This is a genomic window from Micromonospora cathayae, assembly GCF_028993575.1.
GTDB lineage: Bacteria > Actinomycetota > Actinomycetes > Mycobacteriales > Micromonosporaceae > Micromonospora > Micromonospora cathayae.
Genome location: NZ_CP118615.1, coordinates 6610064 through 6634294, shown reverse-complemented (window position 1 = coordinate 6634294; position 24231 = coordinate 6610064). Strand labels below are relative to the sequence as shown.

The window sequence follows — 24231 nt, the reverse complement described above, 5'->3', positions numbered from 1 at the left end:
CTACCCGGCCGGCCGGGGCAGGCTCAGCCGGACAGTACGACTCTTCAGCCGGACAGCACGACGCCGACGTACACCCCGGTGGTGGTCACCTCGACGACCGCGCCGAGCACGTCACCGGTGACGCCGCCGAGTCGGCGTACCAGGTGGCGCAGGAGCAGCAGCACGGCGGTGAGCGCGGCGAGTACGGCGAGCGGCCCCTGCCAGGGGCGGCCCGGCACCGCGGCGACCGCCACCAGCGCGACGGCGACCGTGCCGGCGAGCACCGCGACCGGCCCGACGGTGCCGGCGACCAGTGCACCGAGCCCGTCCGGCCGGGCCGCCGGCACGCCCCGCCGGCAGGCCACGGTGACCCCCAACCGGCCGGCGGCGGTGGCCGCGACCACGGCCGCGAACGCCGCCGGCCCCGGTCGGGCGGCCAGCTCCGCGAGCACAGCGGCCTGCACCAGGAGTACGAGCACCAGCGCGGCCACCCCGAACGGCCCCACGTCCGGCTTCTTCATGATCTCCAGCGCGGCCGGTCCCCGCCGGTACGACCCGAGCGCGTCCACGGTGTCGGCCAGCCCGTCGAGGTGCAGTCCCCGGGTGACCAGCGTGCCGACGGTGACCGTCAGCGCGGCGGCGACCAGCGGCGGCGCGACCTGGGCCAGCCCCAGCAGCACCCCGCCCAGCAGTACGCCGAGCCCGGCACCCACCAGCGGGGCGACCGCCATCGCCGTCCCGGCGACGGCCCGGTCGATCCGGCCGGCGGGCAGCGGCAGGGTGGTGAAGGTGGTGACCGCCAGCCGCAGCCCCGCGCCGAGGCGGAACTCACTCGCCATGCCGCCCGGGGTGATCCGTGGTGGACGTGTCCCCGTCGTCCGGGGAGGTGCTGGTCGGTCCCGGCCCGGCCGGCTGCGGCTCGGCGAAATCCACCTCGTCGTCCGCCGGGCCGAACCCGTTGTCCGCCGGCCGGTCGGTGTGGTCGCCGTCCCGGGTGGGGAGTACGGCGGCCATCGCCAGCACCGACCGCAACAGCGGCAACGCGGCCAACGCGTTCGCGCCCTCGCCGAGGTCGAGGCGCAGGTCCAGCAGGGGGTTCAGCCCCAGCACGTCGGCGGCGAGCCGGACGGCCGGGTGGCCGCCGTGGTCCGGCAGCAGGCACCAGTGCCGGGCCTGCCCGGCCAGATCCCGGCTGATCATGCCGGCGGCGACCCCGACCGGCCCGTCGAGCAGCACCGGGATCCGGCGGGCGGTCGCGCCGAGCAGGATGCCGGTCGCCACCGCCAGGTCACCGCCGCCCAGCTCGGCCAGGACCGCCTTCGCGTCCCGGGACGAGCGCCGGGTGCGGTGCAGCGCGTCGCGGACCGCCGCGCAGCGGATCATCCACGCGTGGTCGTCGACCGCGCCGTCCACGATCACCCGCCCCAGCACCGCCGGCGGTTCCGCCCCGGCGGTCGCGGCCAGCACCGCCGCCGCGGCCGCCTCGGTGCCCGCCCCGCAGGCGGCCAGCACCAGCAGTTGTACGCCCACGTCGGCGGCCTCCTCGGCGAGCCGCCAGCCGTAGCGCAGCGCCGACTCGACCTGGTCGGCGGTCAACGTCGGGCCGTCCTCCATCGGAGCGGCGGTGGGGGCGTCCACCACCTGGAGGGTCGCGCCGTTCTCGGCCGCCAGCCGGGCCAGTACCCCGACTCCGGCCCTGGCCTGCGCGGCCCGACGGGCCGATTCGCCCGGCACGCTGCCGGCGGCGGCTCCGCCCTCGTGGTCGCCGTGCAGCAGCAGGACGCGTACCTGGCTCCAGGGCCTCGGGGTGGGGGTGGCCTGGGTGGCGGCGGCGAAGCCCACCACCCGTTCCAGCACCCCGAGCCCCGAACCGGGCAGGTCCAGGGTGGCGAGCCGGTCGACGGCCTGCGGGCCGGCGTAGTCGTCGGGCATGGGCAGCTCCATGCCGTTCTGGATGACCAGCCCGGTGGCGACCATCGGCAGGGCCATGGTCGGCGCGGCCCACCCGACCGCCGGCTCCGGCGCGGACGGGGCGGACGGGGTCAGCACGTCCGGCAACACCGCCCCCGGCGCGATGTCGGCGGTGACCCGGGCCGGGCCGGTGGTCGGCGTAGTCGTGCTGACCAGCGCGTCCGGACCCGACGGGCCGGCCTGGGCGGGCACGCTGGCCCCGTGGGAACCGGCGGACGCGCCCACCCCGTGGGACGCCGCGCCCTGGTGGGACGCCGCGACCCCGTCGCCCGGGGCGATCGGGCCGTCGGCGGGACCGGCCGGTCGGTGACCGGAACCGGCCGGGCCGGCGGCGGCAACGGTCTGCCCCTCGGCGGCCGGTGCCAGGGCCGGACCGGGTACGCCAGGCAGCGGGGCACCGGGCTTGAGCCAGCACGGCTGCCCGGCGACCACCAGCGCGACCGCGTCACAGGCGTCGGCGACCGCCCGGTTGGCCGCGCCGAGCGCGTCGGTGAAGGCCCGGCCGAGCGGGGTGGTCGGCACCAGCGACAGCCCCACCTCAGGGCTCACCAGCACCAGCCGGGCCGGGCAGGAGCGGACCGCCGCCGCCAGCTCGGCGATGGTGGCCGTGTCGTCCGCCGGCTGGTGCACCGGGTCGAGCAGTACCGTCACCCAGCCGCCCAGGTCGTCGACGAGCAGCGTCTCGTGCGGCTGGGCCGATGCGATCACGTCGGCCAACCGGCGGGGCTCGTCGGCGGTCTCCTCGGTGGTCCAGGTCTCCGGTCGGCGGCTGCGGTGCGCCTCGATCCGGGCCGCCCACTCGGCGTCGTCGAGGTCCGCCCCCGTCGCCGTGGCCACGTAGCGGACCGTGGCCGCCCCCGCCACCAGGGATTCGGCGAACTCGGACTTGCCGGACCGGATACCGCCGAGCACCAGGACCGTGTTCCACCCGTCTACGGACATGCCCGTACCTTAGGCCACCGGCCGCGCCCCGACCGGGGAGGTGGGAGCCTGCGGCCGGCGGACCCCGCCGGTGCCGGCCGTGGCGTGGCTCACCGGCCCGAATAGAGGGCCTCGATGTCCGCGGCGTACCGGTTCAGCACCACCTCGCGGCGGACCTTCAAGGTCGGGGTGAGTTCGCCGTCGGCCTCGGTGAGGTCCCGGGCCAGCACCCGGAAGGTCTTGACCGCCTCCGCCCGGGAAACCGACCGGTTGGCCCGGTCGACCGCGGTCTGGATCTCGGCGCGCAGCTCGGGGTCGTCCCGCAGCTCCGCCACCGGCACCTGCGGCCGTCCGCGCCGGGCCAGCCACCGGGGCCACTCCTGCGGGTCGACGGTGATCAGCGCGGCCACGTACGGACGCCCGTCGCCGACCAGCACGCACTGGCTGACCAGGGGGTGGGCACGGATCTGGTCCTCGATCGGCGCCGGGGCCACGTTCTTGCCCGACGCGGTCACGATGATCTCCTTCTTCCGGCCGGTGATCCACAGGAAGCCGTCGTCGTCGAGGCTGCCCAGGTCGCCGGTGCGCAGCCAGCCGTCCGGGGTGAACGCGTCCCGGGTCGCCCCCGGGTTGCGCCAGTACCCGCGGAACACCACCGCACCGCGGGCCAGGACCTCACCGTCGGCGGCGACCGCGATCCGGACGCCGGGCAGCGGGCGGCCCACCGTACCGATCCGCAGCGCCGTGGGCCGGTTGACGGTCAGCGCGGGCGAGGTCTCGGTCAGCCCGTACCCCTCCAGGACGGTGATGCCGGCACCCCGGAAGAAGTGCGCCGACTCGGCACCGAGCGGTGCGCCGCCGATGATGGCCAGCCGGCAGCGGCCACCGAGCACCGCCCGCAGCCGCCGGTACACGACCACGTCGAGCAGCCGGTGGGCCAGCCGCAGCGCCGGCCCGGGGCCGGCGTCGGTGTCCAGTTCCCGGCTGTACCGGACCGCGACCCGCTCGGCGAGCGCGAACAGCCTGCCCCGGCCCTGCTCGGCGGCCCGTTGCCGGGCCCGGTCGTGCAGCTTCTCGAAGACCCTCGGCACGGCCAGGACGAACGTGGGACGGTGCCGCCGGAGCTGGTCGAGCGCCCCGGTCAGCTCGGCGCTGTGCACCATCGTCGCGCCGACCTGCACCACCCCCACCTGCACCAACCGGGCGAAGGCGTGTGCCAGGGGCAGGAACAGCACGGTGCACGCACCGGGCCGGAACAGATCCGGCAGGACGGCGACGGCGTTACCGACGTCGAGCAGGATGTTGCGGTGGGTCAGCACGCAACCCTTGGGGCGACCCGTGGTGCCGCTGGTGTAGACGATGGTGGCGGTGTCGTCGCCGCCGACCGTACAGCGCCGGGCCGCCACCGCTTCGGGGTCGACGGCAGCGCCCCGCCCGGCCAACCCGATCAGGTCTCCGGCGTCGATCTGCCAGAGGTGCCGCAGCGCCGGCAGGTCGGCCCGCAGGCCGGTGACCGTCGCGGCGTGGGCCGCCGTCTCCACCACACAGGCCACCGCCTGCGAGTCGGCGAGGATCCAGGCCACCTGGTCCGGGCTCGACGTGTCGTAGATCGGCACGGTCACCGCGCCGATCGACCAGAGGGCGTAGTCGACCAGTGTCCATTCGTAGCGGGTACGGCTCATCAGCGCGACCCGGTCACCGGCGTTCACGCCTGCCGCCACCAGGCCCCGCGCCACCGCGAGCACCTCGTCGCGGAACTCCCGGCAGGTCACCGGCCGGGCAGCGCCGCCCACCGGGGACCGGTCGGTCGGCCAGGCCCGGGGGTCCGGGTCGGGACGGACGAACAGCACCGCCTCCGGGGTCCGGCGGGCGTTCTCCCACACCGGGTCGGCCAGCCCGGCCGACCCGGTGCCGGTGACCACCGCCGCCACCGCCTCGTCCCGCACCACCACACCTCCGTGTCCGGCCCCGCCGCCCGCCGGAGGTGGCCCGGTGGGTTCCCGGCCCGTCGTCGGGGCGGGACGGCCCGGGTCGATCGTCGCCGCCCGGCGGGCCGGCGCGCGGGCGAACGCGCAAACCACTGCGCCGCCGCGCGCCCGGGTGCTAGCGCGGCCCGCCGGTCCGGCCCGTCCCACGCGGACCCCGGCACGCCGCCCGCCGGTCCGGTGTCGCGCGCCGCCCGCCGGTCCGGCACGTCGGGTGGTGGTCGGATTCCGGGTACGGGAGGCAGGACGGGCATCCGTGAACCGGGGCGTCGCCGACTAGGCTGGCAACGGCCGTCCCGGGCGGGACGCAACAGCGAGGGGAGACACGGCATGCCGTGGAGCTGGCGGTACGAGGGCGCGAACGGTGAGTCGGCGGAGGGACCGGCCGAGACGTTCAGCAGCCAGGCGGACGCCGAATCCTGGATCGGTCAGGTCTGGCGGGAGCTCGCCTCCTCCGGCGTCACCTCCGTCGAACTGGTCGAGGACGACCGGGTCGAGTACCGGATGAGCCTGGCACCCGCGGCGGAGTGATGGGATACGACCGTCCGGGCGGCGAGCGGCTGGTCCTCGGCGTGCCCCGGGCGGCGTTCCGGCCCAGCCCGGTCTTCCTGGCCCTGGTCGCGGTCTTCGTCACCAGCGCCGTGCTCACCTGGCACCGGATCGGCAACGTCCGGGTGGACGTCTTCCTGTTCGTGGTCTCCGGTTGGCTGGTCTCGCTGTGCCTGCACGAGTACGCGCACGCGATCGTCGCCTTCCGGGCCGGTGACCGGGGGGTGGCGCACCGTGGCTACCTGACCCTGAACCCGCTGAAGTACAGTCACCCGCTGCTGTCGATCGTGCTGCCGGTGGTGGTCGTGCTCCTCGGCGGGATCGGGCTGCCCGGTGGCGCGGTCTGGGTGGACCGGCACGAGATCCCCGGGCGGCTGCGACACACCCTGGTCAGCCTGGCCGGGCCGGCCACCAACGTGCTGTTCACGCTGGTACTGATCGTGGTGTTGCGGCTGATCGGCTCGGCGCCGCTGGAGTTCCTGGCGGCCCTGGCGTTGCTGGCCTTCCTCCAGTTGACCGCCAGCGCGCTCAACCTGCTACCGGTGCCCGGTCTGGACGGCGGCAACATGATCCAGCCGTGGCTCAACCCGCAGTGGCGACGGATGTACGACCTCTTCGCCCCGTTCGGGTTCATCCTGCTCTTCGGGCTGCTGTGGAACCCGAGGATCAGCGGATGGTTCTTCGGCGCGGTCTTCACCGTCGGGGACGCCCTCGGTCTGCCGGCCCCGCTCTACGCGTACGGCCTCGACCTGATCCGCTTCTGGCAGGGCTGACCCGGGTTCCGACGTGACCCGGCCCGGGGCCTGCTGACAGACCCCGGGCCGGTACGCCTCACGGCCGCTGCGCCGGGCTCTCGGTCTTGGCCGGGTCCCGCTCGACGATCGGGTTGACGATCTCGTCGATGGCCTTGAGCAGGTCGGCTTCGAGCTTCACGCCGGCCGCCTTGACGTTGTCGTGCACCTGCTCCGGGCGGGACGCGCCGACGATCGCCGAGGAGACGTTCGGGTTCTGCAGCACCCAGGCGATCGAGAGCTGGGCCATGCTCAGCCCGGCCTGCTCGGCGAGCGGCTTGAGCCGCTGCACGGTGCCGAGCACCTCGTCGGTGAGGAACTTGGCGATGAACGTCGCGCCCGACTTCTCGTCGGTGGCCCGGGAACCGGCCGGCGGCGGCTGCCCCGGCAGGTACTTGCCGGACAGCACGCCCTGCGCCATCGGCGACCAGACGATCTGGCCCACGCCCAGCTCCTCGCTGGTGGGGACCACCTCGGCCTCGATCACCCGCCACAGCATCGAGTACTGCGGCTGGTTGGAGACCAGCGGGATGCGCAGCTCGCGGGCGAGCTGGTGGGCCTCGCGGATCTGCGACGCCTTCCACTCGGAGACGCCGATGTAGTGCGCCTTGCCGGAGTGCACGATGTCGGCGAACGCCTCCATCGTCTCCTCCAGCGGCGTGCTGTAGTCGTACCGGTGGGCCTGGTAGAGGTCCACGTAGTCGGTCCGTAGCCGGCGCAGCGAACCGTTGATCGACTCCATGATGTGCTTGCGGGACAGACCCCGGTCGTTGCGGCCCGGCCCGGTCGGCCAGAAGACCTTCGTGAAGATCTCCAGCCCCTCCCGGCGTTCGCCGCTGAGCGCCCGGCCGAGGACCTCCTCGGCCCGGGTGCCGGCGTACACGTCGGCGGTGTCGAAGGTGGTGATGCCCACGTCGAGGGCGGCCCGGACGCAGGCCAGCGCCGCGTCCTCCTCGACCTGCGACCCGTGGGTGATCCAGTTGCCGTACGAGATCTCGCTGACCAGCAGGCCCGAGCGGCCCAGGTGTCGGAATTCCATTCCTCGACCCTAGCCCGCGCGCCGACCGGCCACCCGGCACGCCCCGACCGGCCCGGCGGCTCCGCCCGGCGGCACGCCGGTGGCGGTGCCGGGCGTGTTGCCGATGGCGGTCAGAGCAGCGGGTTGGCGTCCGCCAGCAGCCGGTCGATCTCGGCCGCCACCCGGGCGCGGCTGCCGTGCGCCGGCTCGATCAGCGGGTCACCCCGGCGGTCCAACGCGCCCCACCGGCCCGCACCGTCCCGGACCAGGAACGCCACCGGATGGATCACCAGCGCGGAGTGGGTCGGCGGGACCAGCATCCGACCGGACCGGTCCAGTACGCCACGTCGACCGCCGAGGTCCACCACCGCCAGCCCCTCCTCGGTGAACCCGTCGACGTACCGGCCGTCGGCCAGCGGTGTGGTGAACCCGTCGTACCGGGGCGGCACCACCAACTGTCCCGAGTGGTCCACCGCACCCCAGCCGCCGGCCACCCGCACCGCCGCCACACCGCCCCGGAACGGGCGTACGTCGTCGAAGGCCGCCGCGACGACCACCCGGTCCGCCGTGTCGACCGCCAGCCAGCCACCGGACCCGTCCCGGGAGACCCAGGCCAGGCCGTCGGAGAACGACCGGACCGCCAGGTAGGACGGTTCGATCAGGGTCGTGCCGGTGGCGTCGATCAGCTCCCAACCGTCGACGTCCGGGCGGCGTACCCAGGCGACCCCCTCGCGGAACGGCTGCACCTCGGCGTACCGGGCGGCGACGGCCAGCTCACCGGCGGCGTCGGCGTACCCCCAGTGTCCGCTTTCCTCGTCGAGGCTGGGCACCGGCGGCCGGTCGGTCTGGAGGATCTCGTCGCGGTGCCGGGGGAGCGGCCCGAAACCGTCCCGCTCGATTCTCGCGAGGACCGCGTCCAGCGCCACCTCGGTACGGGCGATCAGTTCCCGGTCCTCGCCCCGACGCAGGTTCAGCGCCAGCTCGAAATGCTGGCAGGCCTCGACGAGCCGGCCCTGCTCGTGGCACGAGCGGGCGAAGTGCTCGTGCAGGGTGGCCCGCAGCCGGTCCGGTAGCTCCGGCGAGTTCGCCCGAGCCAGCAACCGGTCCGCCTCGGCGTACTCGCCGCGCCACTGGAGCACCCGGGCCAGTCTGGCCTGCACCAGCGCGGTTCGCCGCAGTTCACCCGTCGCCTCGGCGTAGGTGAGGGCGAGCCGTCCGTCGTCGAGAGCGTCGTCCAGGTCACCGAGCAGCCGGGAGACCACCGCCCGCAGGCTGAGCAGCCGGGCCCGGGACCGGTTGTCGACCGCGCTGTCCAGCTTGTCGGTCAGGCCGGCCCGGACGGTCCGCAGTCCGTCCGGGTCGTCGACCACCTCACGCAGCGTCTGCGGGTGCAACCGCCAGCGGTACGCGGTGAGCAACTGCTCCGGGTCCGGCTGCGCGGCGCCGGCGGGTCCAGGCCACGGTCGTACCGGGAGGTCTGCGCCGGGCACCGGTGCGCCCGGGACCTGTCCGCCCTGGTGGGAGCCGGCTTCTTGGCCCGGCGGCCCGGAGACCGGCCGGGCCGGCGGTGCGGACACGGGGAAGGCCGGCGGTGCCGAGACGGGCCGGAAGTCCGGCGGGGCCGGTGGCGTCGAGACGGGCCGGCTGGTCGGTGGCGTCGGCGTGGCCGAGGCGAGCGGCTCCGACGGGGTGCCGGAGGCCCTCGTGTCCTGTTCCGGGGTCGGCTCGGACGAGGGCGGTACGGCTCGCTGCTTCGGCCGGAACCAGGCGTCCGCCCCGGCCGGATCGTCCGCCGCAATGGTCACCGGGGCGGCGGACCGCTCGGGCGTCGGGACGACCCGGCCGGCTGCCGTGGGGGCCGGCGGTGACGGCTCCGACGGGACGGGGCTGACCTGGGCGGTGACGGCCGTGGGGTCGGGCGGGGTCGGCTTCGACGGGGCAGGGCTGACCTGGGCGGTGACGGCCATGGAGGGCTGCGGAGCCGGCTCCGGTCGGGTACCCGCCAGACCGGACCGGCCGGCCTCCACACCTCCGGACGTCAGGGGCCCGGACGTCACGGGACCGACCGCCAGGTTCTCGGCCGACTCCCCACCGGGAGTCGGTTCCCCGGCCGGCGGCACGTCGGGGCCGTCCGCGTCGCCCGGCGGCTGCTCACTGGCGGCGGGCTGCCCGGCCTGCGGTTCCCGCTCGGTCGAGGGCTTACCGTCGGCCTGCGGTCCCCCCTCGGCCGAGGGCTTACCGTCGACTTGCGACTTCTCGTCGGTGGACGGCTGCTGCGCGGTCGCGGGCTTCTCGTCGCTCGGCGGCGGCTGTGCGGTCGCGGGCTTCTCGTCGCTCGGCGGCGGCTGCTCGGTCGGCGGCGTGGCAACCGGAGGTGCCGGGGTCGACGGTGCGGTGGCCGACGGCGGCGCTGCGGCTGGCCCCGGGCCGGGGGCTTCGCCGTGCGCCGCGACGACGGTGGGGGGACCTACCCCGTCCAGGCTGTCGGACACCGCCACCGGAACAGGCTCTGCGGCGGGCTCCGTCGAGGTGTCGTCAGGAACCGTCGGCGACGTGACCGGCTGCGGCACCTGCTCCGTCGCCGCTGCGGCGGCGGGTATCCAGTCGAGCGTCACCGTCCCGCTGAAGGGGCTGGCAGCCGCCGGGGTGGGTACCTCGGGCGGGTCGGCCAGGGTGGGCCCGTCAGGAGACACCCGCGCTACCGGTAGGCCCTCGTGCCAGGTGGCGACGATCGGTGCCGGCTCGCTCTTCTCCGCACCGGGCGTCAGGGAACCGTGCTCCTCGGACGTCGATGGCCCGTCGGTGCCGAACGTTGGTGGTTCCTCCACGCCGGACGCCGGTCGTTCGTCCGGGCCGGATGCCGCCTGTTCGCTCTCGCGGGGCAACCCGTCCGCGTCGGACACCGGTCCGTCGTCTGCCTTGGTAGTCGGCACCTGCGTGCTGGCCGCCGCCGTCGGTTCGGCGTCCGGCCCAGGTACCGGGCCGTCATCCGTCGTCGGTTCGGCGACCACGGTCACCGTCGGGTTGCCGTCCGACGCGGCGTTCGGGTCGCCGTGCGCTCTGACCGTCGGGTCGCCGTCCGGCGCGGCCGGGGCTGGCGACGTCGCGGTGTCCCGGCCGGTGACCGGATCCACGGGTACGGCGACCGGTGGCTGATCGGCGTTCTGGTCATCCGGTGGCGACGCATCCTGCGCGTCCGGCCCCGGGCCCGGGTGGTCGTCGTCCCGGACCGTTCCGGGGCGGTCGAGATCCACCACCGGCCCCGTGTCGTCCGCTGCCGGCGAGATGTGCCGCTGGCCCGCACGGTCGTCGCCGGTGACGTCCGGCACCTGGGGAGCGAGGTTCTCCGGCCCGGGACGGGGGCGGACAGCGGCGTGGACACCCTGGTCATCGGGGACGGCGGGACCCTCCGGCCCGGTGACATCGTCGGCGACCGGTGGTGGACCGGCCGGGACGGGAGGTACGGCGGCGGTCGCCTGGGCGGCCGGTGGGACGGTCGTCTCTGGCACGGCCGGTGGGACCGCTCCGTCGGACGCGACCGGTGGAGCTGCTGGTTCGGCCGGTGGGGCGGTCGTCCCCGGCGCGACCGGTTTGGCTGCGGATTCGGCCGGTGCGAGGGTCGTCTCTGGCTCGACCGGCGGAGCTGCGGGCTCGACCGGTGGGGCGGTCGTTGCTGGCTCGGCCGGCGGACGAGGTCCGCGCGGTCGGAAGTCGTCGACCGGTCGGAAGTCGTCGGCCGTCAGGCGGTCCTCGTCCGGCAGGGGCGGGCCGACGGGGTACTGCGCCGCCGGTCGGAACTCCCAGTCCGTGGCCGGCCGGGGCGGTACGCCGGTCCGCCCGGTCGGTGGGTGCTGGTCCCGGTACGTTCCGTGCCGGGTTGGTTCCTCCCGATCCGGGGCCCACCCTGACTGCGGGTGGGTACGCGGGTGCTCGTCGGCGTCTGTGGACCAGCCGGGACCGGCGTGGGTGGTGTCGTCGCGGGTCGAGGGCGGCCGGGGGCGGTAGGCGTCCCGCCCGGTGGTCTCCGCAGGCTGGGCGGGCCACTGGCTCTCGGGAGGACGGGGCTGCCACTGGCCCGGCTGCCGGTGGACGCTGTCAGGGGTGGGGGCCCACCGCTGGTACGGCGACGTGCCGGTGCGGTCGTCCCGGTCGACGTGCTGGTGCGGCGGCGTCGGGTGGGTCGGCGGTGCCGGGTCGGCCGGCCGCCTCGGCTGGGTGGGCGGATCGGCGCTCCGCCCGGTCCAGGACTGCGGGTCGTCGTGCCGGCCGGTCCAGGACTGGGGTTCGTCGCGTCGCCCGGTCCAGGACTGGGGTTCGTCGTGCCGGCTGGTCACCGACTGCGGGTCGTCGCGTCGGCCGGTCCAGGGTTGGGTGGCGGGGCCGGTGTCCCGGGTCGCCGGCCACGGCAGGTTCGGCTGCGGCCCGGGCCGGTTCGGCTGCGGCCCGGGCCGGTTCGGCGACTGTGACTGTGGCTGCTGCGGCCGGTGCGGCCGGCTGTCGGTCGGGTGGTCGTACCGGTCCGCCGGGGTGTGCGGGTCGCGCGGCACCTCCCAGCCGGTGCCGGGCCGCTGCCCGGCCCAGTCGTCCTCGCGGTAGCGGCCGGGTGCCGGCTCGTGCGGCCGGGGGCCGTACCGGCCCGCCGGGGAGGTCGGCCTCTCCTCCGGTACGCCGTGCCGGTGGTGGCCGGCTGCCGGGCGGTGCTCCTCCGGCTCGGAGATCCAGCCGCGGCCCGGGGCCGGTGCGGGTGACACCGGCGGGTACGACCGACCGTGGCCGGCGGGGGTGGTCCGTCCACCGGCCTCGGGGTATGTCCGTCCACCGGTCTCGGAGTGTGAACGTCCGCCGGTCTCTGGGAACGTACGTCCGCCGGTCTCTGGGAACGTACGTCCGCTGGTCTCGGGGCGCGGACGGCCACCGTGCCGGCCGCCCTGCTCCCACTCCGGTCCGGGGTCCCGGTCGACCGGCCGTCCGGGCGGGGTGTGCCAGGTGTCGGCGGGGGCGGGAGCGCCGCCGCGCCAGGGGTCGGCCGGCGGTGGCGGCCCGGCCGGACGCGGGTCACGTGGCCGGTCCGTCCGGTCGGCCAGCCGGGCGTACGGGTCGGTGGGGGAGTGTCGAGCGTCGCCGCGGTGCTGCTGTTCCGACCCGCCGTGGCGGTCGTACCACGTCTGGTGTCCGTGGTCGTCTGGGTCGCCGCCGTGGTCGTCCCAGCCGCGCCGGCCCCGGTAGGTGCCGTCCGGGTCGACCGGGACCAGCGGGACGACCTCGGCTCGGCCGGTGGCGGTGGCCCGGCCCCGGGAACTGCGGGGCGTGACCTGCTGGATGCCGATGTCGCCGGGGTAGCGCTGCCCGGGGAACTGGGGGTGCCATTCGGTGGTCGGTTCGACCATCCAGGACGGTTCGCCGGGGTCGCGCCACCGGTCGTACCCGCTCACGTGGTGACCTCTGGGCCGCCCGCGCGCCGCGCCCGGGGGGCCGGATCGCGTCGGTCGCTCACGGCGGTGTCACCTCGTTGGAAATTCTCGCGCTGGCTGCCCGGCGCGTCGGTAGAGTCGCCCGGTCCGGCACTGCGTGGCTGCGGAAGGAGGGTAACGGCGTGGGCTCCGTCACCGCCACTGTGGGACCGGCTCCGCACCCAAACGTTATCCTATGGTTTCGGACATTTGCCGCGATAGCCGGATCGGGTTTCCGGCGGTACGCCACATATCGGCAGGCTGCGGTGGCCGGAGTGGTCACCAACACCGTCTTCGGGTTCCTCAGGTGCTACCTGCTGCTCGCCGTGGCCGCCGGGGCCGGGACGGTCGCCGGCTACGACCCGGCCCGGCTGGCCACCTTCGTCTGGATGGGGCAGGGCCTGCTCGCGGTGGTGCTGCTGTGGGGCTGGACCGAGCTGGCCGACCGGGTCCGCACCGGCGACGTGGTGGGTGACCTGCTCCGCCCGGTCCACCCGGTGACCAGCTACCTCGCCGCCGACCTGGGGCGGGCCGGGTACGCGGTGCTGGCCCGGCTGCTCCCGCCGGTGCTGGTCGGTCCGGTCTTCTTCGACGTGTACCTGCCGCACCGCTGGTCCACCGCCGTGCTCTTCCCGCTCTCGGTGGTCCTCGCCGTGGTGCTCTGCTTCGGCTGTCGGTACCTGGTCAACGCCACCGCCTACTGGCTGCACGACGTCCGTGGTCCGATGATCCTGTGGACGCTCAGCTCGGGCGTGCTGGCCGGCCTGTACTTCCCGCTGCGTTTCCTGCCGGAGGGGCTGTACCAGGCATTGTGGATTCTCACCCCGTTCCCGGGTCTGTTCCAGGCCCCGCTCGACGTACTGGTCGAGGTGGACCCGCCGGCGGTGCAGTTCGCGCTGGTCGGGGGGCAGGCGTGCTGGGTGGCGGTGGTGCTGGCGGGATGCCGGGTGGTGCAGCGCCGCGCCGAGCGCCGGCTGGTGGTGCAGGGTGGCTGAACCGGCCGGCACCGCCCTCGGCGCGTACCGGGCGCTGCTCGGCGCGCAGGCCCGCTCGCAGACCGCGTACCGGGTGTCGTTCGTGGTGGACCTGGTCGGCAACGTCGGGGCCGTGGTCTTCGACGTGCTCACCGTGTTCGTGCTGTTCGGCGTCACCCGCGAACTCGGCGGTTTCACCCTGCGTGAGGTGCTGGTGATGGTCGCCCTGTCGGCCTGCTCGTTCGCCACCGCCGACCTGCTGGTCGGCAACATCGAACGGCTGCCCCGGTACGTCCGGACCGGCCTGTTCGACGCGGTGCTGCTGCGTCCGCTGGGCGCGTTGCCGCAACTGCTGCTGATGGACCTGCCGCTGCGCAAGGTGTCCCGGTCGCTGTTCGGGCTGGTCGTGCTGGTGGTGGCGGTCGGCACCGCCGACCTGGACTGGACGCCGGGCCGGGCGGTGCTGGTGGTGCTCGCCCCGGTGGCCGGGGTGGTCTTCTTCGGCGCGGTCTTCGTCGCCACCGCCACCGTCTCGTTCTACTGGGTCGAGTCGGGCGAGCTGGCGAACTCGGTCACCTACGGCGGGCGGGACTTCACCTCGTACCCGGTGACGGTCTTCGGCGGCTGGTTCCGCGCGGTCTTCGCGTACGGGCTGGGCTTCGCCTTCGTCAGCTACCAGCCGGCGCTGGCGCTGCTCGGCCGGACCGACCCGCTCGGCCTGCCGGCCTGGGTGGGCTGGACCTCACCGGGCATCGCGCTGCTCGCCGCCGCGCTCGCCGCCGTGGCCTGGCGGACCGGCGTCCGACACTACCGGAGTACAGGATCATGAGCGGGAACGTCATCGAGGCGCACGGGCTGCGCAAGGAGTTCACCATCCGGGTGAAGGCCGGCCGGCTGCGCCGGCACAAGCGGGTGGTGACCGCCGTCGACGGCGTCGACCTGGTGGTGCGGCGCGGCGAGATGCTCGGCTACATCGGCCCGAACGGGGCCGGCAAGTCCACCACCCTGAAGATGCTGACCGGGGTGCTCACCCCGTCCGGCGGCGAGGTGCGCGTCTGCGGCCTGCCGCCGGTGGCCCGACGGACCCGGCTGGCCCGGCACATCGGCGTGGTGTTCGGTCAGCGGTCGCAACTGTGGTGGGATCTTCCGCTGCGCGACTCGTTCGACCTGCTACGGCACGTCTACCGGGTGCCGGCCGGCGACCACGGGGCCCGGCTGCGCCGCTGCCGCGACCTGCTCGATCTGGACGCCTTCCTGGACATCCCGGTCCGCCAGCTCTCGCTCGGGCAGCGGATGCGCGGCGAGCTGACCGCCGCCCTGCTGCACGGCCCACAGGTGCTGTTCCTGGACGAGCCGACCATCGGGCTGGACGTGGTGAGCCGGCAGGCCGTCCGGGGTTTCCTCGCCGAGCTGGGGCGTACCGGCGACACCACCCTGGTGCTCACCACCCACGACCTGGCCGACATCGAGCGGCTCTGCGCCCGGCTCGTGGTCATCGACCACGGTCGGGTGGTGCACGACGGCACCATCGCCGCCCTGCACGACCGGTACGGTTCGCGCCGGCTGGTCGTCGCCGAACTGGACGTGGCGCTGCCCGAGCCGCCGGCCCCGCCGGGCGCGCCGTTGCTGCGCACCGAGGCCGACGGGCACCGGCTGGTCTACGCGTTGGAGACGGCGAGCGCGGCCGAGGTGGTCGCCGGGCTGGCCGGGCTGGCCACCCTGCGCGACATCTCCATCGTCGAACCGGACATCGAGGACGTGGTCGCCCGGATGTACCGGGCCGAGCCGGACGTACCCGGACCGAGGAGGCCGGGCCCGGCGGCCCGGACCGCCTGAAAGGCTGCGCTCAGACCGGGTCGCCCAGGTTCACCCGGGGAGCGGGGGCACGCATCCGGCGGAAGGTGATCGACCGCATGATCGCGTACAGGTAGAGCGAGCCCATCCGCTGGCCGGTGTTCGGGTAACGCTCCCGGACCAGCTTCTTGATCTTCCGGGAGATCAGCACCGAATCGATCACCACACCGATCGCCAGGGCCGCCCAGAGCAGGTTGGACACCAGCCGGACGGTGGGCGGCATCGCCGCCGACGAGCCGATCAGCACGATCAGCGCGCCACCGAAGAACCAGGTGCCCACGGTACGCCGGGAGTCGACCACGTTCCGCGCGAGCAGCCGCTCCGGCCCCCGGTCCCGGGGGCCGCCCTCCCGGCGGAACTCCGCCGCAGCCTCGGCGCGCAACTGTCGCCGCCGCTCCTTCGACTCCTCCTTGCTCAACGGCTTGACCGCCGAGGGTGGGCGCCGGCCGGCCACCGGACGCTTCGGGGTCTCGCGCCCCTTGGCCGGCGTGTAGCCCCGGGGGCGCGTGGACGTCTCGTCCGTCGTCACCTCGGTGACGGGCTCGTCGACGGTGGCGGTGGACTTGCGGCGAAACAGCGAAGGCACGAGGTGAAGGGTAGCCAAACGCGAGCGGCCGGTGCACATCACGGTGCACCGGCCGCCGTACGGGGTGAGCCAGGTTACGCCGACGGGCGTGACCGGACGGGCGTCAGGGACGCTCGGCGTGCGGCGTCAGGGGTGCCCGCGCCGTCCGTCGTCATCCTTCCGCCCTCCGCCTTCAGGGACGCTCGACGTGCGCGCCCAGGTCGGCGAGCTTCGCCTCGAAGTCCTCGTAACCCCGGTTGATCAGGTCGACGCCGTACACCCGGGAGGTGCCCTCGGCGGCGAGCGCCGCGATCAGGTGGCTGAACCCGGCGCGCAGGTCCGGGATGACCAGGTCGGCGGCGTGCAGCTTGCTCGGGCCGGCGATCACCGCGGAGTGCTTGAAGTTCCGCCGGCCGAACCGGCACGGGGTACCGCCCAGGCAGTCCCGGTAGACCTGGATGTTCGCGCCCATCGAGTTGAGCGCCTCGGTGTAGCCGAGCCGCTGCTCGTAGACCGTCTCGTGGACGATCGACAGGCCCCGGGCCTGGGTCAACGCGACCACCAGCGGCTGCTGCCAGTCGGTCATGAAACCGGGGTGCACGTCGGTCTCCAGCGCGGTGGCGTGCAGTTCGCCGCCCGGGTGCCAGAACCGGATGCCGCCCTCCTGGCCGGCGTCACCCAGGCGCGGCGGCCGGGTGTCGGTGACCTCGTACTCGCCGCCGACCGACCGGAACACGTTCAGGAAGGTCATCATGTCGGCCTGCTGCGCACCGAGCACCTCGACGTGCCCCCGGGTGGCCAGGGCCGCCGCCGCCCAGCTGGCCGCCTCGATCCGGTCCGGGATGGGCCGGTGCGTGTAGCCGTGCAGCTTCGGCACGCCCTGGATCTCGATCACCCGGTCGGTGTGCACCTTGATGATCGCGCCCATCTTCTGGAGCACACAGATCAGGTCGATGATCTCCGGCTCGACGGCCGCGTTGCGCAGCTCGGTGACGCCCTCGGCCATCACCGCGGTCAGCAGCACCTGCTCGGTCGCGCCCACGCTCGGGTACGGCAGCGCGAACTTGGTGCCGTGCAGCCCGTTCGGCGCGGACAGGTGCAGCCCCTCCGGGGTCTTGTCGACCGTGGCGCCGAACTCGCGCAGCGCCTGGAGGTGGAAGTCGATCGGCCGGGGACCGATGTGGCAGCCACCCAGGTCCGGGATGAACGCGTGGCCGAGCCGGTGCAGCAGCGGCCCGCAGAACAGGATCGGGATCCGGCTGGAACCGGCGTGCACGTTGATCTGGTCGGTGCTGGCGCTCTCCACGTTCGCCGGGTCGAAGACGAGTTCGCCGTTCTCCTGGCCGTCGCTGACCTTCACGCCGTGCAGGCCGAGCAGCCCGCGGACCACCTCGACGTCCCGGATCTTCGGAACGTCGAAGAGCCGGCTCGGGCTGTCGCCGAGCAGGGCGGCGACCATCGCCTTGGAGACCAGGTTCTTCGCGCCGCGCACGCGGATCCGCCCTTGCAGCGGAGATCCTCCGTGTACGACCAGGACGTCGTTGGTCAACGCAACCTCCAGCGCGTCGGTGCTGCCGTGTGGGGTGATTGAGGGGGCCGGCGACTCGTCGCTACCCGGACTGCGGCCGTTGCCAGACGGCACGATCAGTCGTCGCTCCGGCAGCATAGCCCTCGGTGACGAATCCGACCCGGGCAGACCGGATCGGATGTCATGAAAGGGTGATCGGGGCACGTATCAGTACCCCATCGGTCACCGTGAGTACCGGCAGGTGGTCAGGCCCCGGGCAGGGCCAGCATCTGGTCCAGCGCCACCCGGGCGTGGTGGGCGGTGTCCGCATCGACCGTGATCTGGTTCACCACTCGGCCGGCGACCAGTTCCTCCAGCGCCCAGACCAGGTGCGGCAGGTCGATCCGGTTCATCGTGGAGCAGTAGCAGACCGCCTTGTCGAGGAACATGATCTGCTTGTCCGGGTGGGCCAGCGCCAGCCGGCGGACCAGGTTCAGCTCGGTGCCGACCGCCCAGGCCGACCCGGCCGGGGCCGCCTCGATGGTCTTGATGATGTACTCGGTGGAGCCGACCTGGTCGGCGGCGACGACCACCTCGTGCCGGCACTCCGGATGCACCAGCACGTTCACCCCGGGGACACGGTCCCGCACGTCGTTGACGCTGTCCAGGGTGAACCGGCCGTGCACCGAGCAGTGCCCGCGCCACAGGATCATCTTCGCGTCGCGCAGCTGCTCCGGGGTGAGCCCGCCGTTCGGCTTGTGCGGGTCGTAGAGCACGCAGTCGTCCAGCGCGAAGCCCAGCTCCAGCACGGCCGTGTTCCGGCCGAGGTGCTGGTCGGGCAGGAAGAGCACCCGCTCGCCCTGCTCGTACGCCCAGTCCAGGGCCCGCTTGGCGTTGGACGAGGTGCAGACCACCCCGCCGTTACGGCCGACGAAGCCCTTGATGTCGGCCGAGGAGTTCATGTACGTCACCGGGACGGTGCCGGCGGCCACGCCCAGCTCGGTCAGCACGTCCCAGGCGGTCTCGACCTGCGACAACACCGCCATGTCGGCCATCGAGCAGCCGGCGGCCAGGTCGGGCAGGATCACCCGCTGCGCGTCCGAGGTGAGGATGTCCGCGCTCTCGGCCATGAAGTGCACACCGCAGAAGACGATGTACTCCGCGTCCGGGCGGGCCGCCGCTTCCCGGGCCAGCTTGAACGAGTCGCCGGTCACGTCGGCGAACTGGATCACCTCGTCGCGCTGGTAGTGGTGCCCCAGCACGAACACCCTGTCGCCCAGCGCCGCCTTGGCCGCCGCCGCGCGGGCCACCAGATCCGGGTCGCTCGGGGCCGGCAGGTCACCCGGACACTCCACGCCACGCTCGGTGGCAGGATCGCTGCCCCGGCCGAGCAGCAGCAGCGCCGTCGCGGTGTTCGAGGGTTCCACCCAGGTCGAAGTCACGCCCCCCATGGTCCCACAAGCTGACCAGGACACCGCTTTCCCCGATGTGGGCTGGCACACTGCTGGGCATGCGTGTGCTCCTCTGTCCGGACAAGTTCGCCGGTACCCTCCCAGCCCAGGAGGTGGCCCACGCGGTCGCCGCCGGCTGGCGCGAGGTCGCCGACGGTGACGAACTCCTCATCCGTCCCCTGGCCGACGGCGGGCCAGGGTTCGTGGCCGTCCTCGCCGACGCGCTCGGCGGCCGGCGGGTGCCGGTACCGACCGTCGACCCGCTCGGCCGGCCCGCCGCCGGGGAGATCCTGCTCACCGCCGACGGGACCGCCTACCTGGAGAGCGCCCAGGCGTGCGGGCTGCACCTGCTCGACGCCACCGAGCGGGACCCGAAGACCACCACCTCGTACGGGCTGGGGCTGCTGGTCACCGCCGCCGTGGAGAGCGGGGCGCGCACGGTGGTGGTCGGACTGGGCGGTTCCGGCACCAACGACGCCGGCGCCGGGATGCTCGCCGCGCTCGGCGCGACCCCGCTGGACGAGGCCGGCCGCGCCCTGCCGTACGGGGGAGCCGCGCTGGCCGCCGTCGCCGGCCTGGACGGTACGCCCCGACTGCGCGACGCGGTGCTGGTCGCCGCCACCGACGTGGACAACCCGCTGCTCGGCCTGCACGGGGCCAGCAACGTGTACGGCCCGCAGAAGGGCGCCAGCCGGGCGGACGTGCTGCTGCTCGACGCCGCCCTGGAGCGCTTCGCCGGCGTACTCGTCAAGGACCTGCCGGGCTGCCCGCCCGACCTGGCCGCGCTGCCCGGCGGCGGCGCGGCCGGCGGCCTCGGCGCGGCGATCCTCGCCCTCGGCGGCCGGTGCGAGTCCGGGATCGGCCTGGTCACCCGGGCGATCGGGCTGGACGCCGCGCTCGACACCGCCGACCTGGTGATCACCGGGGAGGGCTCCTTCGACCACCAGTCGCTGCGCGGCAAGGTCGTCGCCGGGGTGGCCGGCGCGGCCCGGGACCGGGGCGTGCCGTGCGTGGTGCTGGCCGGTCGGGTCAGCACCGGCCGGCGGGAGGCCGCCTCGGCCGGCGTGACCGACGCGTACAGCCTGGTCGAGCACTACGGTGGCGAGGAACACGGCGGGCTGGAGGCGGCGATGACCCGCCCGGCGGAGGGACTGCGCGCGCTGGGCGCCCGCCTGGCCCGCCAGTGGAGCCGCTGACCCGCGTCCCCGGACCGCTGGCCCGGTCTCTCCGTGCTCGGCCCGGCCTCCCGGCGGTCGGGCGCGGTCTCCCGGCGGTCGGCCCGGCCTGCCGGCGGTCGGGTTCGGTCTTCCGGTGCTCGGCCCGGCCTCCCGGCCTCCGGCGGGGTCGGTCCGGCCGCCGGCCGGGTCGGTCCCGCCGCAGCGGCCTACAATCGGTTCTGGACCACAGTGGGAATCAACTGGACCGGCGAGGAGTTGGCCAGAGACGACCACACCGACGCGCGCAGGGAGAATTCCACGTGACCACGCCAGCGCAGACCGACTCGACCGAGGCCAAGGCCCCCACGTCCGTCGTCCTCACCGACGTCGCGGCGCAGAAGGTCAAGGCCCTGATCGAGCAGGAGGGCCGCGACGACCTGCGGCTCCGGGTCGCGGTGCAGCCGGGCGGCTGCTCCGGCCTGCGGTACCAGCTCTTCTTCGACGAGCGTTCGCTCGACGGTGACGTCGTCAGCGACTTCGGTGGTGTCGAGGTCGTCGTCGACCGGATGAGCGCGCCCTACCTGGCCGGGGCGACCATCGACTTCGCCGACCGGATCGACGCCCAGGGCTTCACCATCGACAACCCGAACGCGGGTAGCTCCTGCGCCTGCGGCGACTCGTTCAGCTGAGCCGTCCCAGCCCGGTCTTCCGGCGCGGGTCGTCCCCGATCGACGGGGGTGACCCGCGCCGTTCCGTGTCCGGGTCCGTGTCCGGGTCCGGGTCCGGGTCCCTCGAGCCTCGCCCGGTCCCGTCCTCGAGTATCGCCCGGTTTCGACCGCCAAGGGCGCTCGAAGGGAGATGTGCCGACCGACGGCCCGATGGGAGGATGACCGGGCCGGTAGGCTGACCGGCGCTCTGCTGCCGACCGCGAGGGATGACATGAAGATCGCCGTGACCGGCTCGATCGCGACCGACCACCTGATGAGCTTCCCCGGGCGGTTCTCCGAACAGCTCATCGCCGACCAGTTGGACAAGGTCTCGCTCTCGTTCCTCGTCGACGACCTGGTGGTCCGGCGCGGCGGCGTCGCCGCGAACATCGCCTTCGGGATGGGGCAGCTCGGGCTGGCCCCGCTGCTGGTCGGCGCGGTCGGTGTCGACTTCGCCGACTACCGCTCCTGGCTGGAGCGGCACGGGGTGGACTGCGACTCGGTGCACGTCAGCGAGGTGGCGCACACCGCCCGGTTCGTCTGCACCACGGACACCGAGATGTGCCAGATCGCCTCCTTCTACGCCGGGGCGATGAGCGAGGCCCGCAACATCGAGCTGGCCCCGGTCGCCCAGCGGGCCGGCGGCCGGCTCGACCTGGTCCTGATCGGCGCGAACGACCCGGAGGCGATGCAGCGCCACTCGGCGGAGTGCCGGGAGCGCGGCTACCCGTTCGCCGCCGACCCGTCCCAGCAGCTCGCGTTCATGGAGGGTACGGAGGTCGCCAGCCTGATCGACGGCGCGACCTACCTGCTCACCAACGAGTACGAGAAGTCGCTGTTGCAGAGCAAGGCCGGGCTGACCGACGCCCAGCTCCTGGACCGGGTGACCATCCGGGTCACCACCCTCGGCAAGGACGGCGTGGAAATCGTCGGCCGGGACGTCGAGCGGATCCACGTACCGGCGCTCTCCGACGCCCGCGCGGTGGACCCGACCGGCGTCGGGGACGGCTTCCGTGCCGGTTTCTTCGCCGGTTTCTCGTGGGGGCTCAGCCTGGAGCGGTCCGCCCAGGTCGGCTGCCTGTCCGCCGCGCTGGTCCTGGAGAACTACGGCGCCCAGGAGTACACGGTCGACCCGACCGTGTTCGTCAAGCGCCTCGGCGAGTCGTACGGCGACGAGGCCGCCGCCGACGTCCGCCCCCACCTGCTCCCCTGACCATCCCCTCCCCGGCCTTACCCCAGCCCTCCGGGCTTCCCTGTTGATCATGAAGTTGTTGTCCCGACACGCCGGGTGAGGTGACAACAACTTCATGGTCAACGCGCTGGTCAGGGGGCGCGTTGGGCGGGGGGTCGGTTGGACGGGGGTCAGGGGGTGGGGCGGGGTGGGGCGGTGACGAAGGCGGACCACTGCGCGTCGGTGAACGTCAACACCGGGCCGGCCGGGTCCTTGCTGTCGCGTACGGCGACCAGGTCGGGCAGCAGCGCGCACTCCACGCAGTCGCCGTTGTTGGTGCTCCGGCTGCTGGTGAACCAACGGGCGCGGGACAGGTCAGGGGTGGACACGGCTGCCTCCAGGGTTATCGGGCACCGGCCAGCTCCGTGATCAACGCGTGCGACGCGGCGGGTGAGAGAGCGACCTGGCGCAGGTTGTCAGCGACCATCGTATATGTCCGCACCCCGTCCGGGTCCTGCACGTACATCGCGCCGTCGAGCACCTCGGTGTAGGCGATCGACCGGACGTGCGGGAAGTCCAGCAGCACAAACTTGCCGATCGCGCCTGCGGCGTGCGGCCCGTCCTCCGGCCGGAGCACCTGCACCGTGACGTGCGGCAGCTCGGCCATGGCGGCGAGGTGGCGGAGCTGGGCACGACGGGTCTCGTCGCCGTTGACCCGCAGCCGCAGGGCCGCTTCCCCGATCACCGCGTGCAGGGTCAACGGCTCGTCGTCGGTGAGCCGCCGGGCCCGGGTCTGCCGGAACGAGACGAACCGCTCGGCGTGGTCCGGGCGGACGAAACCGGTGCCCAGGGTGAGCGCCTGCGCGTACTCCTCGGTCTGCAACAGGCCGGGGATCACCATCGACTCGAAGACGAACGCGGTGTCGGCCAGCCCTTCGAGGCCGACATAGGTGCGGAACCAGTCCGGTACGACGTTCGCCCAGGGTGCCCACCAGGTCTTGGCGTCGGCCCGGCCGAGCAGCGAGGTGAGCCGGTCGACGGCTGGCTGGTCGGCGCCGCAGGCGTGCAGGACCGCCGCCACGTCCTCGGGGAACTGCTGGTAGCGCCCGCTCTCCATGTGGCCGAGTTTCGGCTTGCCGATGCCGGTGGCGGCGGCCAGCTCGCTCAATGACATCGGCACTTCGCGTCGGTACCGGGCCAGTTCGGCACCGATCAGCCACCGCAACGCGGACGGGTCGTTGCGTGGACCCATGGTCGTACCTCCTCGTCGTGCACCTGTCGGCACATCCTCTCCGTGAGCCTTCCGTTACGCAAGTGCGTCAGCTATACGTATAGCGATTCCGAACGGACGGAGGAATGGGCATGTCGAACCGCACCCCACCGGCACTGGGCACACCCGAGGAGTTCCACCAGATGCTGGTCGACCTTGTCACCGAGTACGCGCCTCGCCGCTTCGCTATCTGCGAGGAGTACGGCGACCGGGTCGACGGTGCCGTCTTCGCCTGGGGCATGGCGTTCCCGGACGGCGTCCTGCTCTGCGGCGACGGCCACGCCTACACCGGCCGGTTCCCGAGCGCCGACAGCGCCGTCCGCGTCTTCGGTCGGGTCGGTCGCCGACTCCGGCTGATCTGGCTCGACGCCGCGACTCACCCGACGGACTGATCGGCGAGATCTTGGACGGTTACCGTCCAAACTCGACGGTAACTGTCCAAGATCTGTGCGGCGGTCGTGCCACGAGCGCGGCAAGGGTCGGCAGGTGGCGGTGCGCGACGGGCCGGGGGCGGTAGGGGCCGGGGCCGGCAGGAGGCGCGGGAGGGGCCGGGGGAGGGCGGGGCGGTCAGTGGGTGCGGCGGACGTCGTAGCCGGGGCCGTCGACCGGGCCGACGAACTCCTGGCCGCGCATCCGGCACCAGGCCGGGATGTCGACCGCCGCCGCCGGATCGTCGGCGAGCACCCGGACCAGCGCGCCGACCGGCAACTCCGGCAGCCGTCGGGCCAGCGCGATCACCGGCAGTGGGCAGCGCTGCCCGAGACAGTCCAGCACCGCGACCGGTCCGGTGTCCGGGTCCCGGCCCGGGTTGTCCGCCCGTGGGCCGGAGCCCGTGGCCCGACCCGACCTGGCCGCTCGCGGGGAGGTGTCCGCGTCCCGGCCCGGCCTGGCCGCCTGCGGCCCGGTGCCCG

Annotated in this window: 20 protein-coding genes; 9 read left to right on the top strand and 11 right to left on the bottom strand. The window is 74.0% G+C overall.

What is annotated here, in order from left to right; translation table 11 throughout:
- Nucleotides 1-44 precede the first annotated feature (44 nt).
- The 3 genes from PVK37_RS29125 to PVK37_RS29115 form a co-directional block, all read right to left on the bottom strand.
- Entirely contained in the window at nt 45-818 is a 774-nt protein-coding gene (locus PVK37_RS29125) for an adenosylcobinamide-GDP ribazoletransferase (protein ID WP_275031015.1), read from the bottom strand.
- Nucleotides 808-2892, bottom strand: coding sequence for a bifunctional adenosylcobinamide kinase/adenosylcobinamide-phosphate guanylyltransferase (gene cobU, locus PVK37_RS29120; protein WP_275031014.1), 2085 nt, complete (start codon nt 2890-2892; stop codon nt 808-810). The genes PVK37_RS29125 and cobU overlap by 11 nt, the downstream gene beginning before the upstream one ends.
- An 89-nt stretch (nt 2893-2981) precedes the next feature.
- Nucleotides 2982-4817: an AMP-dependent synthetase/ligase gene (locus PVK37_RS29115; protein ID WP_275035270.1), complete on the bottom strand. Its 1836-nt coding sequence runs from the start codon at nt 4815-4817 to the stop codon at nt 2982-2984.
- Nucleotides 4818-5186: 369 nt separating this feature from the next.
- Between PVK37_RS29115 and PVK37_RS29110 the strand changes: the two genes are divergently transcribed.
- Nucleotides 5187-5387 carry a hypothetical protein gene (locus tag PVK37_RS29110; protein WP_275031013.1) on the top strand — a complete coding sequence of 67 codons (201 nt, stop codon included), beginning with the start codon at nt 5187-5189 and terminating at the stop codon, nt 5385-5387.
- A complete protein-coding gene (locus PVK37_RS29105) occupies nt 5387-6178 on the top strand; it encodes a site-2 protease family protein (RefSeq protein ID WP_275031012.1) in 792 nt (263 codons plus the stop codon). Before PVK37_RS29110 ends, PVK37_RS29105 begins: the two co-directional genes overlap by 1 nt.
- Before the next feature lie 58 nt (nt 6179-6236).
- Here the strand turns inward: PVK37_RS29105 and PVK37_RS29100 are convergent, their stop codons facing one another.
- Nucleotides 6237-7235 carry an aldo/keto reductase family protein gene (locus PVK37_RS29100; RefSeq protein WP_275031011.1) on the bottom strand — a complete coding sequence of 333 codons (999 nt, stop codon included), beginning with the start codon at nt 7233-7235 and terminating at the stop codon, nt 6237-6239.
- A 110-nt stretch (nt 7236-7345) separates the two neighbouring features.
- Nucleotides 7346-12646 (bottom strand): WG repeat-containing protein, encoded by a 5301-nt coding sequence (locus PVK37_RS29095; RefSeq protein WP_275031010.1) that lies wholly within the window; start codon nt 12644-12646, stop codon nt 7346-7348.
- A 161-nt stretch (nt 12647-12807) separates the two neighbouring features.
- Here PVK37_RS29095 and PVK37_RS29090 point away from each other — a divergent pair, with 161 nt between their 5' ends.
- Genes PVK37_RS29090 through PVK37_RS29080 form a run of 3 tightly spaced genes read left to right on the top strand, consistent with a single transcriptional unit; the run spans nt 12808 to nt 15474 of the window.
- Nucleotides 12808-13659: an ABC transporter permease gene (locus PVK37_RS29090; protein ID WP_423790966.1), complete on the top strand. Its 852-nt coding sequence runs from the start codon at nt 12808-12810 to the stop codon at nt 13657-13659.
- Complete coding sequence (locus PVK37_RS29085; protein WP_275031008.1) at nt 13652-14467, top strand: ABC transporter permease; 816 nt, start codon at nt 13652-13654, stop codon at nt 14465-14467. Before PVK37_RS29090 ends, PVK37_RS29085 begins: the two co-directional genes overlap by 8 nt.
- The gene (locus tag PVK37_RS29080) at nt 14464-15474 is read left to right on the top strand and encodes an ABC transporter ATP-binding protein (RefSeq protein ID WP_275031007.1); all 1011 of its coding nucleotides are present in this window, start codon (nt 14464-14466) and stop codon (nt 15472-15474) included. The genes PVK37_RS29085 and PVK37_RS29080 overlap by 4 nt, the downstream gene beginning before the upstream one ends.
- A gap of 10 nt (nt 15475-15484) precedes the next feature.
- On the opposite strand, the gene PVK37_RS29075 is transcribed toward PVK37_RS29080, so the two are convergent.
- The 3 genes from PVK37_RS29075 to nadA form a co-directional block, all read right to left on the bottom strand.
- Nucleotides 15485-16117 carry a DUF3043 domain-containing protein gene (locus tag PVK37_RS29075; protein WP_275031006.1) on the bottom strand — a complete coding sequence of 211 codons (633 nt, stop codon included), beginning with the start codon at nt 16115-16117 and terminating at the stop codon, nt 15485-15487.
- Nucleotides 16118-16250: 133 nt separating this feature from the next.
- Nucleotides 16251-17606 carry a UDP-N-acetylglucosamine 1-carboxyvinyltransferase gene (murA, locus tag PVK37_RS29070; RefSeq protein ID WP_341483404.1) on the bottom strand — a complete coding sequence of 452 codons (1356 nt, stop codon included), beginning with the start codon at nt 17604-17606 and terminating at the stop codon, nt 16251-16253.
- Between the two features lie 224 nt (nt 17607-17830).
- Nucleotides 17831-19006, bottom strand: a complete 1176-nt coding sequence (nadA, locus tag PVK37_RS29065) for a quinolinate synthase NadA (RefSeq protein ID WP_275031005.1) — start codon at nt 19004-19006, stop codon at nt 17831-17833.
- A gap of 44 nt (nt 19007-19050) precedes the next feature.
- Between nadA and PVK37_RS29060 the strand changes: the two genes are divergently transcribed.
- The 3 genes from PVK37_RS29060 (at nt 19051) to PVK37_RS29050 (ending at nt 22092) form a co-directional block, all read left to right on the top strand.
- Nucleotides 19051-20211, top strand: coding sequence for a glycerate kinase family protein (locus PVK37_RS29060; RefSeq protein ID WP_275031004.1), 1161 nt, complete (start codon nt 19051-19053; stop codon nt 20209-20211).
- A gap of 281 nt (nt 20212-20492) precedes the next feature.
- Nucleotides 20493-20861 (top strand): iron-sulfur cluster insertion protein ErpA, encoded by a 369-nt coding sequence (erpA, locus tag PVK37_RS29055; protein ID WP_275031003.1) that lies wholly within the window; start codon nt 20493-20495, stop codon nt 20859-20861.
- A 250-nt stretch (nt 20862-21111) separates the two neighbouring features.
- Nucleotides 21112-22092 carry a carbohydrate kinase family protein gene (locus PVK37_RS29050; protein ID WP_275031002.1) on the top strand — a complete coding sequence of 327 codons (981 nt, stop codon included), beginning with the start codon at nt 21112-21114 and terminating at the stop codon, nt 22090-22092.
- 149 nt (nt 22093-22241) lie between these two features.
- Here the strand turns inward: PVK37_RS29050 and PVK37_RS29045 are convergent, their stop codons facing one another.
- The gene (locus tag PVK37_RS29045; protein WP_275031001.1) at nt 22242-22439 is read right to left on the bottom strand and encodes a DUF397 domain-containing protein; all 198 of its coding nucleotides are present in this window, start codon (nt 22437-22439) and stop codon (nt 22242-22244) included.
- 14 nt (nt 22440-22453) lie between these two features.
- Nucleotides 22454-23302, bottom strand: a complete 849-nt coding sequence (locus PVK37_RS29040) for a helix-turn-helix domain-containing protein (RefSeq protein ID WP_275031000.1) — start codon at nt 23300-23302, stop codon at nt 22454-22456.
- A 110-nt stretch (nt 23303-23412) separates the two neighbouring features.
- Here PVK37_RS29040 and PVK37_RS29035 point away from each other — a divergent pair, with 110 nt between their 5' ends.
- Nucleotides 23413-23712, top strand: a complete 300-nt coding sequence (locus tag PVK37_RS29035) for a hypothetical protein (protein WP_275030999.1) — start codon at nt 23413-23415, stop codon at nt 23710-23712.
- Nucleotides 23713-23887: 175 nt separating this feature from the next.
- Here PVK37_RS29035 and PVK37_RS29030 read toward each other — a convergent pair whose 3' ends face one another.
- Complete coding sequence (locus PVK37_RS29030) at nt 23888-24094, bottom strand: sulfurtransferase TusA family protein (protein ID WP_275035268.1); 207 nt, start codon at nt 24092-24094, stop codon at nt 23888-23890.
- Nucleotides 24095-24231: the final 137 nt, after the last annotated feature.